This window comes from Paenibacillus flagellatus, from assembly GCF_003217775.1.
In the GTDB taxonomy this organism is placed as follows: domain Bacteria; phylum Bacillota; class Bacilli; order Paenibacillales; family NBRC-103111; genus Paenibacillus_AB; species Paenibacillus_AB flagellatus.
In genome coordinates, this window is record NZ_QJVJ01000008.1 from 167,257 (window position 1) to 180,227 (window position 12,971).

General features: G+C 61.1%; 10 protein-coding genes and 1 riboswitch. Of the genes, 6 read left to right on the forward strand and 4 right to left on the reverse strand.

The features are described from left to right. Positions 1–16 precede the first annotated feature (16 nt). The 3 genes from DLM86_RS18365 to DLM86_RS18375 form a co-directional block, all read right to left on the reverse strand. A complete protein-coding gene (locus DLM86_RS18365) occupies positions 17–1,978 on the reverse strand; it encodes an FAD-dependent oxidoreductase (protein ID WP_110841513.1) in 1,962 nt (653 codons plus the stop codon). Positions 1,979–2,515: 537 nt separating this feature from the next. Further along, positions 2,516–3,178, reverse strand: a complete 663-nt coding sequence (locus tag DLM86_RS18370) for a YdcF family protein (protein ID WP_110841514.1) — start codon at positions 3,176–3,178, stop codon at positions 2,516–2,518. 108 nt (positions 3,179–3,286) lie between these two features. Further along, a complete protein-coding gene (locus DLM86_RS18375) occupies positions 3,287–3,715 on the reverse strand; it encodes a DUF2621 domain-containing protein (protein WP_110841515.1) in 429 nt (142 codons plus the stop codon). Positions 3,716–3,828: 113 nt separating this feature from the next. On the opposite strand from DLM86_RS18375, the gene DLM86_RS18380 reads away from it, so the two are divergent. From DLM86_RS18380 to ppnP, 6 genes are all read left to right on the forward strand, one after another. Beyond that, positions 3,829–4,956, forward strand: a complete 1,128-nt coding sequence (locus DLM86_RS18380) for a deoxyribonuclease IV (RefSeq protein WP_110841516.1) — start codon at positions 3,829–3,831, stop codon at positions 4,954–4,956. Between the two features lie 98 nt (positions 4,957–5,054). After that, complete coding sequence (gene purU / locus DLM86_RS18385; protein WP_110841517.1) at positions 5,055–5,954, forward strand: formyltetrahydrofolate deformylase; 900 nt, start codon at positions 5,055–5,057, stop codon at positions 5,952–5,954. 189 nt (positions 5,955–6,143) lie between these two features. Continuing rightward, positions 6,144–7,730, forward strand: coding sequence for a methyl-accepting chemotaxis protein (locus DLM86_RS18390; protein ID WP_110841518.1), 1,587 nt, complete (start codon positions 6,144–6,146; stop codon positions 7,728–7,730). A 217-nt stretch (positions 7,731–7,947) separates the two neighbouring features. Continuing rightward, positions 7,948–8,084: riboswitch (cyclic di-AMP (ydaO/yuaA leader) on the forward strand. 7 nt (positions 8,085–8,091) lie between these two features. After that, positions 8,092–8,730 carry a SafA/ExsA family spore coat assembly protein gene (gene safA, locus DLM86_RS18395; RefSeq protein ID WP_110841729.1) on the forward strand — a complete coding sequence of 213 codons (639 nt, stop codon included), beginning with the start codon at positions 8,092–8,094 and terminating at the stop codon, positions 8,728–8,730. 255 nt (positions 8,731–8,985) lie between these two features. Next, positions 8,986–11,001: a transketolase gene (tkt, locus tag DLM86_RS18400; protein ID WP_110841519.1), complete on the forward strand. Its 2,016-nt coding sequence runs from the start codon at positions 8,986–8,988 to the stop codon at positions 10,999–11,001. A 231-nt stretch (positions 11,002–11,232) separates the two neighbouring features. After that, positions 11,233–11,556, forward strand: a complete 324-nt coding sequence (gene ppnP, locus DLM86_RS18405; RefSeq protein ID WP_110841520.1) for a pyrimidine/purine nucleoside phosphorylase — start codon at positions 11,233–11,235, stop codon at positions 11,554–11,556. Here ppnP and DLM86_RS18410 read toward each other — a convergent pair. Continuing rightward, on the reverse strand, positions 11,523–12,833 hold the full coding sequence (locus tag DLM86_RS18410) for an NAD(P)-binding domain-containing protein (RefSeq protein WP_110841521.1): 1,311 nt from the start codon (positions 12,831–12,833) through the stop codon (positions 11,523–11,525). The genes ppnP and DLM86_RS18410 overlap by 34 nt on opposite strands. Positions 12,834–12,971: the final 138 nt, after the last annotated feature.

Below are 12,971 nucleotides of genomic sequence, written 5' to 3' on the forward strand. Positions count from 1 at the left end.
AACCGTTCTTTCGTTTTCACTCGTAAACCGTGCCGGTCAACCCTTTGACCGCGTCGCGGATCATCAGGTAGGCGTCCCCGTTGGTCAGCTTCTCCGGGTCGCGAATCGCCGCAACCGTTTCTTTCGCCAGCAGCCCGTTCGACTCGAGGAGCGAAGCGGCTTTGTCCGGCTCGTCGGCGGGCAGGCCGGCCGCGTACGCGATCGCTTGGGCGGCGATGCGGAGCGACAGCGGCGCCTTGTCGGGGGACGCGAGCCCCTTCAGGGCGGCCGTCGGATTGCCCCGGAACGCGCCGGCGTGCACCTTCTGCACGGCGAGCATATTGTTGACGAGCCGCTGCGGATTGGACGGGTCGTCCAGCCCGAATTCGTTATGATCGCCGCCGGAGGCGATGCCCATGCTGGCGGCGGCCTTCAGCCCCGGGTAGGCGGGGTGCTTCGCGTAGGCGGGCGGGTCGATCCGGAACGGCTTCAGCTCCATCCCTTGCTCGTTCAGCATCCGCTGCAGCTGTCCGATCTTCTCCTCCGACCGCGACAGCTCGCGGAACGTCACGCCGTGGTCGGCGGCGAGCTTGGCCGCCGCGCCGGCCGCCTGCCCCGCCGCCATCCCGACCGGGATCGTCCGCGCGCTGCCGTGCGGAAGCGTATCGAAGCTGGCGGAACGGCCGACGACGAGCAAGCCGTCGATTTCTTTCGGCAGGATGCTGCGGAACGGGACGGCATACTGCTTCGGCTTCATCAGAATCGTGCCGCGGAACGCGTACGAGGTGCTCTGGATGTCGACGTTGTACGAGCCGAAGGCGATCCGGTCCCAGTGGTCCCGGTTGTCGAGCAGGTCCGTCATGCGCAGCCGGTATTCCCCGATCATGTGGCGCGTCTCGCGGACGTACGGCTCCGGCGCGAGACCGGCCAGCTTCACGTCGCGAAGCTCCTCGTACCGGTTCCTCATGTAGTCGACGACGAGCGGAAGCTCCTTGCGCGCCGTTTCGTACGCCTGCTCGACCGATTTCGGGTCGAACGGATCGACGCCGAACAGCTGCAGCGCGTTGATCAGAATCGAACCGTCGTTTTGCCGGCCGATATTGAGCCCGCGCATGCGGACTTTCTCCTTGTCCGTCGTCGGGTAGTCCCACATATCGGTATAGCCCCAAGCGCTGTAGCCGTCGTGGCCGACCCCTTCGCGGGCGATCATCTTCTTCCACACGTCGGGGGTGACGCCGGACAGGCGGAAGACGATCGTGACGGCCATCTTCGAGTTTTTGTCGCCCAAATCTTCCCGCCCGTACGTAAACGGCACCCCCGCGGCGGCGGCGATGTCCGCATTTTGCGTCGCGTCGATGACCGCATTCGCCTTGACGGCGTGCGTGGAGCCGTCCGCGAGCGTCACGTTCAAGCCCTGAACCGTCCGGCCGCCGGCCGGTCCGGCGGAGACGATCGGCTCCAGCTTGGCGGCCTTCCACAGCACGTCGATGTTCGGCTCGGCCGCCACCAGATCGCGAAACGCGTTGGCCGCGGTCGTCACGTCGAACGACGTTCCTTCCACCTTATCGTACCATTCTTGGAAAATCCCCTTGTTCAAAAAGCGATGTTTTCCGGGAATGAGCGGCTTGTCCGGCGAATAGCTCGGATCGAGGCTGTTCAGCCAGCCGAGCGTCATCAAGCCGCCGAGGATCTCCCGGCTGCCGCCGTCGACGAGCAGCGTGCGGAGGCCGTTGCGCGCGGCCGATACGGCGGCGGCTACGCCTTCGGGGTCGGTGCCGGCGACGATGACGTCGTACCGGTCCTTCGGCTGGCCGACGGACGGGACGTCGGCCAGCGGCGCGGGCGCTCGCGTACCGCCCGGCTCGCGCAGCCAGAGCGCCCACGCGACGGCGAGCAGCAGCACGAGTATGGCGACGGCGGAGACGGTTCCTTTGCGAAAACGCCGCTTGCGCAAGACGGAACGGCCGTCAAGCCGGGATGGTTCAAAACGTTTGCTCATGAAAACGGAGTGCCTCCTTGCCGAACGAAAGATGGGGGGCTTCTGCCGCAGGGGCAGGGCCGGGTGCGTTGCCTTTCTGTCACTAGTATGGACGAGAAAACGGGAGAGGAGGTTTCATCTCGCTATGGTGAGAACGTGTGCAAAAGTCAATAGATACGTTTGCTGTTGTCAACGGAGCGGCTGCAACAAGACTAGAGGGAGAAGGCGCAACGCATATATACTAACGAACGGACCGCGAAGTGCGGGAACACTTCGCGGTCCGTCAGGCAAACGAAGCCGCGGACACCTGGGGCGCGCTTGTCGATCACTCAGCAAGCGAGAAACCGCCGGGAGGCTTTCAACCTATTTCCGGTGGTTTTTTCGCTTGCTCAGCTTCCCGCGTATCGCCGTCATCGGCGCACGGTTTGCGGGCATCTACAGGATGTCGCTGCGGACGGCGCAGCATGGAGGAATAAACGTTCATCCAAAAGCCGTTGGCGGAGCGCTGCGCTCCCCGTCGACGGCTTTTTTCGCTTCCGTCCCGGCTTTTGGCCGCACCTATCCCTCGGGCAAGCCGTCGATCTTCGCCTCCAGCCGTTCCAAATGGCCCCGGTCTCCGTAGCGGCATATGCGCAAGTATTCCCCGTACACTCGCGCGCGCCCCGTATCGGTATTCATCCAATTGTCCCGGCCGACCCGCGCATCCCCGTACACGGCGTCGAAGCCGTACGGCACATAACGGATGCCGGGCGGCAAATGCCGCATCAGCGTACGGATTTGGCGTCCGGCCGCATGGCTTTTGCAGACGACGAGCAGGGAAGCGATCCGGCCAAAGTCGAACGTGTCGCGGGCGTACAGGGCGTTCTCGAGCGAATGGCGGGAGCGGTCCTCGATCGCGATCGCGCGTTCCGGAACGCCGGCTTCGATCAGCTTCTCCGCGATCAGGCGGGACTCGGGCTTGCCGGCGTCCGGCCAATCGGGATGGCGCACGGCGGTCGGGCTGACGCCTCCGGTGACGAGGACGGTGTCGGCGAGCCCGAGCCGGTACGCTTGAATCGTCTTTTCCCAATGACCCGGATGGGTGCCGCCGAGTACGAAGATGGCGTCGCAGGGCGCCGGCTCGCACGCCGGATGGAAGACGATTTCCGTCATCCTTTCCATCTGTTCGAGTGTCAAGTCGGGCGGATCCGGTTGTTTCGGAATCGTAAGCCGGCCGTTCATCGGAATTCCTCCTTCACCAATGAAAAAAGCGGCGAACCTTCGCCGCCCCGTGCCGGTTCATGGCGCGGATCGGTTTCCGTTCAACCGCTCAAGCTGGCGCCCGCGGCGTCATTGCAGCAAATGCCGGTACGGGCTGTAATCGATGCCGTTTTTCTCCAGGAAGGAGATCAGGCTTTTGTAATCGCGCTTCGGCGTGGCGAGGATGTACCCTTCGATGCAGTGCGCCTCCGTCACTTCGGTGGCCCCTTTCTCCAAAGCGACTTGTCCGATTTTGGCGGCGATGGAGTGGCGGGCGATATCGCGGAACGGTCCCGGTACGGGGGACACGAGCTTTTCGAGAAACGATTTGGAAGCGTCGGTCCACAGATGGCGGGACGATTCGACGTAATGGTTTTGCCAGTCGAGCTTCGATTTGCCGTCGGCTTTCGGGAGCACCTTCATGAACTTGCGGAACATGAAATACCCGCCGACCGACATGAAGAACAGCAGCACGAATCCCCAGAACATGAGGAACAGCATGAAATTTTGCGAAGGCATCGTTCATTCTCCTTCTCGGGCATGTCAGAGTCACTAGAATTATACCGCATTCCTAGATTTATTTGAAGTTTATTAGTACAATAGGAGAAGTATATGCAAAGGAGTCGAAAACGATGTTAAAGATCGGATCGCACGTTTCATTTTCCGACAAAGGGCTGCTCAATGCGGCGAAGGAAGCCGAATCGTACGGCTCCAGCACGTTCATGATTTATACCGGGGCTCCGCAAAATACTAGACGCAAACCGATCGAGGAGCAATATATCGAAGAAGGCAAGGCGCTCATGGAGAAGAACGGCATCGGCGAAATCGTCGTCCATGCGCCGTACATCATCAACCTGGGCTCGTACAAGGAGGATACGTTCGAGCTGGCGGTCCGATTCCTGCAGGACGAAATCCGCCGCACCGACTACTTGGGCGTGCGCAACATCGTGCTTCATCCGGGCGCGTACACGGACAAGGACGCCGAATACGGGATCGCCCGCATCGCCGAAGGGCTGAACGAGGTGCTGAGCGGCACGAAGGATACGAACGTCAACATCGCGCTCGAGACGATGGCGGGCAAAGGCTCGGAGATCGGCCGATCGTTCGAGGAGCTCGCGCAGATCATCGACAAGGTCGACGACAACGAACGGCTGACCGTCTGCATGGACACGTGCCACGTGCACGACGCGGGGTACGACATCGTCGACGACTTCGACGGAGTATTGGAGCGGTTCGACAAGATCGTCGGTCTGGACCGGCTCGCCGTCATTCACCTGAACGACAGCAAAAACGTCCGCGGAGCGGGCAAAGACCGCCATGCCCCCGTCGGCGCCGGCTTGATCGGCTACAAGGCGATGAATTACATCGTGCACCACGAGAGCCTGCAGCATTTGCCGATGATTCTCGAGACGCCGTGGATCGGCAAGGACGAGAAGACGGTGCGCCCGATGTACGAAGCCGAAATCGCGATGCTGCGCGGCGACTTGGCGGGACGGTTCGGCGACGAATTCCTCGACCATCTCGACCGGCTGCACCATTACTTCGGCAAGCAGGAGATCGACCACCGCGAATTCGTCGTCCGGACGTGGGACACGCTCAAGTCCGACGCCAAGGCGAAGAAGGCCGACCCGCGCGAGCCGATGGAGCAGCTGTACGACATGGTGTTGGAAAGCCGGCTGTTCCCGGACTTGACCGAGGAGCAGATCAACCATCGCATCACCGTCTGGCTGGCGGGCAAGGAAGTATTGGCCGCCGTCTAACCCGCAAGGCGGGAGAAGGCTGGACGCAAACAGACGACAACGCAATCCGGCTCGACGCCGGTATCATCAGCGGATATGAGAGGAACGAGAACATACAGATGAGTCCTTTGGTCACCCCTTCGAATGTCCAGCGTTCCGACCGGCATCAGAACCGGGCGCGGATGCTGATCTCTTGTCCCGACCGTCCGGGCATCGTGGCGGCGGTATCGCAGTTTTTGTCCAAGCACGGCGCGAACATCGTCCAGTCGGATCAGTACACGATGGATCCCGAGGGCGGGCTGTTCTTCATCCGGCTCGAATTCGACCTGCCGGAGCTGGAGCAACAGCTCGCCTCGCTGAAGCGGGATTTCGCCGAGACGACGGCGCGCGAATTCGCCATGGAGTGGCGGGTGACGCAAGCGAGCCGCAAGCAGCGGCTGGCCGTCTTCGTCTCCAAGGAGGACCACTGCCTGCTCGAGCTGCTGTGGCAGTGGAAGTCCGGCGACTTGTACGCCGACATCGCGATGGTCGTCAGCAACCATCCGGATATGCGCGATACGGTCGAGTCGTTCGGCATTCCGTATCACCATGTGCCGGTTACGCCGGAGACGAAGAAGGAAGCGGAGGCGAAGCAGCTGGAGCTGGTCCGCGACGTCGATACGGTCGTTCTGGCGAGATACATGCAGATCATTTCGCCGACGTTCATCGCGCAGTTTCCGAACCGGATCATCAACATCCACCATTCGTTCCTGCCGGCCTTCGTCGGCGGCAAGCCTTACGCGCAAGCGTACGACCGCGGCGTGAAAATTATCGGGGCGACGGCGCATTACGTCACCGAAGAGCTGGACGGCGGCCCGATCATCGAGCAGGACGTGCAGCGGGTCAGCCATCGCGACAACGTCGAGGCGCTCAAGCGGATCGGTCGCCATATCGAACGGATCGTTCTCGCGCGCGCCGTCGCGTGGCATGCGGAGGACCGCATCTTGACGCATCAGAACAAGACGGTCGTTTTTAACTGAATACCGCCATACGAGGGGGACGAAAGCGGTCGCTCTCCCATTTCGAGAGCCCCGGTCGAGCAGACCGGGGCTTTTGGCTTAGAAAACGTTCGTGAAAGAACGGAGGGAAAGGAGGAATGTGTCGAAGGTTGTCGTATATATACGACAGACCGACCTACATCATCCAACTATCGAGGTGAAGCGCGCATCATGGCCTTTATACGCAATCGGAAAGTATCGACGAAAATCGCCCTCATGCTGGCCGTGTCCATCCTGTTTCTGATCGTGACCGGCGTGACGGGTTACGTTTCGTTGAAAACGGTTACGGACAATTCGAAGCGCATGTACGAGGAGAAGCTGATCGCTTCCGGGCTGATCGACCGGATTTTGTTCAACAACGCGCAAATCGACGGGTACAACCTGCAGCGGCTGCTCTCCGACGTCGAGTCGGACAATGCGGCGCTGGTCAAGCAAATCGACGACCGCGTCGCCGAAAATATCGCCGCGCAGCGGCAGTTCGAGGCGATCCCGATGACGCCTCGCATCAAGGAGCAGTACGAGCGCTTTTTGCGGACGGTCGAGCAAAACAACGAAGCCAAAAAAAGCTTCGATCCTTACATGCAATCGCGTCAAATCGAGGAAGCTTACGACGTCTACGTCAAGCGGCTGAAGCCGATCCGGGAGGACATGATCGCCGCGATCAAGGCGATCGTCGCCTATGAACAGGAGGACGCCAAAGCGTTTTACGACGAAAGCGTCGCCCATTCCCGGGCGGCCAACGCGTTCACGATCGGTTTGACGGTACTGGCCGTCCTGATCAGCGCGTCGATCGGGTACGTCATCGCGGTTACGATTACGCGGCCCGTCCGCGGCCTGCAGGCGCTTATGACCAGCGTGAGGAACAACGATTTGACGGTGGAATCGGACTACCGGTCCCGCGACGAAATCGGCCAGCTGTGCGAGTCGGTTAACGAGACGGTGCGCAATTTGCGCGGCTTGATCCACCGCATCTCGGACGCGTCGTCCAACGTCGCCGCCGCGTGCGAGCAAATTTCCGGCGCCACGGACGAAATCGCCGCAGGGAGCTCCAAGCAGGCGCAAGACTCGCAGACGATTTCCGATTTGTTCAAGGAGTTGTCGGCGGCGGTTAACGAGGTGGCCGTCCGAGCCGAGGAAGCGGCCGAGCTGTCGGGAGAGACGGTATCGATCGCGAGGGAAGGCAGCGCGGTCATCCGATCGTCCATCGAAGGGATGAGCGACGTCAATCGGCAGATGGGCTTGCTCGAGAAAGATTCGGAGAAAATCGGAGCGATCGTCGAAGTGATCGACGAAATCGCCGAGCAGACGAACCTGCTCGCGCTCAACGCGGCGATCGAGGCGGCGCGGGCCGGGGAGCAGGGAAGAGGCTTCGCGGTCGTGGCGGACGAAGTTCGCAAGCTGGCGGAGCGGAGCGGAGAAGCGACGAAGCAGATCGCGCACATTATCCGGCAAATGCAGGAGAACACGCGGATATGCGCCACCGCCGTCTCCGAAGGAGCGGCCCGTTCGGTGCAGACGCAATCGTCGTTCGAGCAAATTTTGCAAAAGGTGGACGACGCCTCCGGCAAAGTGACGATGATCGCGGCGGCCTGCGAGGAGCAAGCCGCCCAGACGGCCGAGGTGATGGCGACGGTCGATTCGATCGCCTCGACGAGCGCCCAATCGGCGGCCGCGACCGAGGAGACGGCCGCGACGTCGCAATCGATGGCCCGGCTCGCGGAGGAGCTGAACCGGGCTGTAGCCGTATTCAAAGTGTAAACGTACATCCGCGTGGAGGAACGGTGGAACCGACAACCGGCCCGTACCGGCGCTCCGGCTCCTCCATTATCCTTCGTTCGGGCTACGGATGCGGAAATGACAACGGGTCATGGAAAGTTTTATGCATCGACCCGTGGGCGTCTCCATGCTACCATGGAAAGACCTCGGCAAGACGGCAGGCGCGACGCTTTGCCGTTATTTGCTTTCGGGGAATACATGGAACGGAAGGCCGAAGCTTTCTCAGAAAGCGCGGGGGAACCAATCATTGGGGTGAAGCCGTCGGCAACGGCGCCGGGTGGTTGCTCTTTGACCCGAACCCGTCAGCTAACCTCGCAGGCCGGACAAGGAGAGGATGGACAGCATGAAGTTCAAACAATCGATCATGGCGGGCGTGCTCGCGATCGGAACGCTGGTCGGTGCAGGGGTATCGGCATCGGCGGCGACGACTTACACGGTATCGGGCAACGATACGATGTGGAAAATTTCCCAGCGATTCGGAGTCGGCTTGAACGCGTTGATCCAAGCGAATCCGCAAGTCGCCAATCCGAATATAGTGTGGCCCGGCATGAAGCTCGTTATTCCGGAAACAGGCACAGGCTCCGGCTCGACCGGGACGCCGGCGGTCGCTCCGTCCGCCTATGCGCAGCAGGTCGTCACGCTCGTCAACCAAGAGCGGGCCAAAGCCGGCTTGAGGCCGCTTGCCAGCGACGCGGCGTTGACCGCCATGGCGCTCGACAAGGCGAAGGACATGTACCATAACGGCTACTTCGACCATACGTCGCCGACGTACGGCTCCCCGTTCGACATGATGCGCTCGTACGGCATCCGTTACACGTATGCGGGCGAGAACATCGCGAAAGGGCAACGTACGCCGCAGGAAGTGATGAACGCGTGGATGAACAGCGCGGGCCACAGACAAAACATTTTGAGCCCGAACTTCACGAAAATCGGCGTCGCCTACTATAACGGCGAATGGGTGCAAGAATTTATCGCCAACTGATCATGCCATATCGGTTCGGCCGGGACGATCGTCCCGGTCTTTTTGTCGTTCTAACGCGTCCGGGCATTTGCCGATACCGGTCAATCAAGCGTGAAACAAGGGCCGACATTTTTCAAATGCGGTTGTGGTAAACAGGCAGAGCAAATGGTACAATAATGCAAGCGACCGAAACTGTCCGCTGGAGATAGAAGGGGGTACGCGCCGGGGAGACACCCGCGACGCGGCGACTAACCGAATTTGGGAGGAATGGAACAGATGACGTCTCAAACGAAATCGATCGACCGCTTGGCCATCGATACGATCCGCACGCTGTCCATCGATGCGGTGCAAAAAGCGAATTCCGGGCATCCCGGCATGCCGATGGGCGCCGCCCCGATGGGCTATGCCCTGTACGCCCGTCTCATGAAGCATAACCCGTCGAATCCGGAATGGATCGACCGCGACCGGTTCGTCCTGTCCGCCGGCCACGGCTCCATGCTGCTGTATAGCCTTCTCCACTTGACCGGCTACGACTTGCCGCTCGAAGAGCTGCAAAACTTCCGCCAATGGGGAAGCAAGACGCCGGGCCATCCCGAATACGGCCACACGCCGGGCGTCGACGCGACGACCGGTCCGCTCGGACAAGGGTTCGCGAGCGCGGTCGGCATGGCGATGGCCGAAGCGCATATGGCGGCCGTCTACAACCGCGGCGATTACCATATTATCGACCACCATACTTATGTCATTTGCGGCGACGGCGACTTGATGGAGGGCATTTCCGGCGAGGCGGCTTCGCTGGCCGGCCATTTGCAGCTCGGCAAGCTGATCGTGCTGTACGATTCGAACGATATTTCGCTCGACGGCGAGCTGAATTTGTCGTTCTCCGAAAACGTGAAGGCCCGTTTCGAGGGCTACAATTGGCATTACGTCCGGGTCGAGGACGGCAACGACCTTGCTGAGATCGAGCGGGCGGTGCGCGCGGCGCAGCAGGATCCGCGTCCGTCGCTCATCGAGGTGAAGACGGTCATCGGCTACGGCAGCCCGAATAAAGCGGGCAAAGGCGGCCACGCCGGCCCGCACGGCTCCCCGCTCGGCGTCGAAGAAGTGGCGTTGACGAAAAAAGCGTACGAATGGCCGGAGGATCAGCATTTCCACGTGCCGTCCGAAGTGGCCGCCCATTTCGCGGAAGTGAAGAAACAAGGCGAGCAAGCCGAAGCGGCTTGGAACGACATGTTCGCGCAATACGAGAAGGCGTATCCGGACCTCGCGAAGCAGTTCAAGACGGCCGTCGCCGGCGAGCTGCCGGAGGGATGGGACGCCGACCTGCCGACGTACAGCCCGGCGGACAAAGGAATCGGTACGCGGAACGCGTCCGGCAATGCGATCAACGCGTTCGCTTCGAAGGTGCCTTCGTTCATCGGCGGCTCGGCCGACCTCGAATCGTCGACGATGACGCACATGAAAGGGCTCGGCCAATTTACGCGCAACGACTACAGCGGCCGCAACGTCTACTTCGGCGTCCGCGAGTTCGCGATGGGAGCCGCGCTGAACGGCATGGCGCTGCATAAAGGCGTCAAGCCGTACGGCGGCACGTTCTTCGTCTTCTCGGACTACTTGCGTCCGGCCGTTCGTCTTGCCGCGATCATGGATTTGCCGGTCACGTACGTGCTTACGCACGACAGCATCGGCGTCGGCGAGGACGGCCCGACCCACGAGCCGATCGAACAGCTGGCGGCGCTGCGCATTATTCCGAACATGACGGTTATCCGTCCGGCCGACGCCAACGAGACGACCCAGGCATGGCGCTTCGCGCTCGAGAACAAGAACGGCCCGGTCGCCCTCGTCTTGACGCGCCAAGCGGTGCCGAATCTCGAAGGAACGGCCCAGCTCGCCCGCGAGGGCGTCGCGCGCGGCGCATACGTCGTGTCCGAAGCGGCCGGCGGAGAAGCGCAGGCGATCATTCTCGCGACGGGCTCCGAAGTGTCGCTCGCCGTCGAGGCGCAGAAGAAGCTGGCCGAAGAGGGCGTCCGCGTCCGCGTCGTCAGCGTCCCGAGCTGGGAGCTGTTCGAGAAGCAGCCGCAGTCGTACAAAGACTCGGTGCTGCTCCCGAACGTGAAGGCGCGCCTTGCGGTCGAAATGGCTTACCCGCTCGGCTGGGAAAAATACGTGGGAGACGGCGGCGCCATTCTCGGCATCGACAAGTTCGGCGCATCCGCTCCGGCGAACAAAATTATCGCCGAATACGGCTTCACGGTCGACAACGTCGCCGCGAAGGTGAAGGCGCTGCTGTAAGAGGCCGCGCGAGGGCCGTCGGAGGAGGCCGGGCGATAAGCCCGGAACCGGCGGCCGTCGCGGGCGTATAGGGCGAACACGAATAAGAGTCCGTACCGGGCTCTTATTTTCGCTGCTTCGCACGAAAAAGAAAAACGCCAAAAAAGAGTCCCGGAGGACTCTTCGGATCGAACGAGTATAGCGCGGCTTTATCGCCTCAAAATCATTTATCCCAAGGAGAGTGGCCCGATCATGTCCCAATTCGAAAACGTGACCGTCCTGAAAAAAGCGAACGTTTACTTTGACGGAGGCGTCACGAGCCGCACGGTCGTTTTCGCCGACGGAAGCAAGAAGACGCTCGGCGTCATGCTGCCCGGCCAATACCGGTTCACGACCGATACGATCGAAATTATGGAAATTACGGCCGGCGAGCTTCTCGTGCTGCTGCCCGGCGAGACGGAGTGGAAGCCGTATCGGGGCGGCATGCAATTCGAAGTGCCGGCCAACGCGTCGTTCGAAATGGACGTCAAGACGATTACCGATTACGTCTGCTCGTTCGTCTCCGCTTCTTCCTGAAGCTGCAGCTTCAGCTGGATATATTCCTCCAGCTTGATGCGCGTATACGGGGGAAGCCCGGACAGCATGCAGCCGTACCGGAATAGACCGCCGTCCGAGAATACGCGGATGATGCGGGCCGTAATCGGCGGCAGTCCGGCTTCCTGCGGGAAGTGGATGACCACGAACATATCTTGGGCCAACGGGAAATGGCTGGTCAGCTGAAGGCCGCTGTCGGACAAGTCGTACAGCGTGCCTTCGATGTTTTGCCCGGAGAAGGCACCTTCCTGCTCCCATTGATAGACGGACAGCAGCAGACGGATGTTCATCGGCACGCGAACGCTGCGGCGCCGCTCGATGTTCAAGTCCTGCTTCGTGAGCAGCGCGTCGGGCTGCGCTTCCTCGCGCTTGCACGTCTCGACGGTTTTGTCCATCCATTCTTCGTAGCATTGCACGATGGCGCTCAAGTCCAGCTCGCCGAGCCCTTTGCTCAGGCCCATCTCGTAAATGTTTTTGGCCAAATTGAGCAGCGGGGCGGTCAATTGCAGCTGATCGGTCAGCTGCGAGGCGAGCCGCAAATCTTTGTGCATCAGCTGCATCGAGAATTGGGTGGCGAAATCGCGGTTCAATATTTTCGGGCCCTTCAGCTCGGCCTGCTTGCTGGCCGCCCCGCCCGCCTGGACGATCTCGTAGAACTTCTCCAGGTCGACGTTCGCCTTGGCGGCGAGCGCCATCCCTTCGACGAAGCCGATCGCGTTGATGCCGACCATCGTATTGTGCGCCAGCTTGGCGTAGGAGCCGGAGCCGGACGCGCCCATATAGACGATGCGGCTGCCCATCGCTTCGAAGACGTCGCGGTGTTCCTGAAGCGCTTCTTCGCTTCCGCCGACCATAAACAGCAGGGTACCGCTTTCCGCGGCGGGCTTGCTGCCCGTCACCGGCGCGTCGAGGAAGTCGACGGCGTGCTCGGCCAGCTCGGCATGAAGCGTCTTGCTCGTATGAGGGGATATGGTGCTGCAGTCGATCACGGTCAAGCCGGGCCGAATGCCTTCCATAATGCCGTTCGGATCGTAAAACGTTTGTCTAATGGCCGTATCGTTGCTAAGCATCGTGATCAAGACGTCGGCGTCCCGGGCCGCTTCGGCCGGCGTGGCCGCCGCTTCCGCCCCGAGCCGGAGCAGCTCCGCGTTTTTGTCCGCGGTGCGGTTATAGACGGTCAACGGATAGCCTTTGCGCAGCAAGTTGGCCGCCATCGGCAGCCCCATCGTTCCCAGGCCGATAAAGCCGATTTTTTTCATCGTATTCACCTCGAAAAGTTTGCAGCGGGAATGGTGCCGGGAGTTGCTGCTATGGGTACATAGAACCATTGTAGCATTATCCGCAAGCGGTGTGAATGACTTCACTTGCTTTTGCGAGATCAATTCAAGTATTCTAGT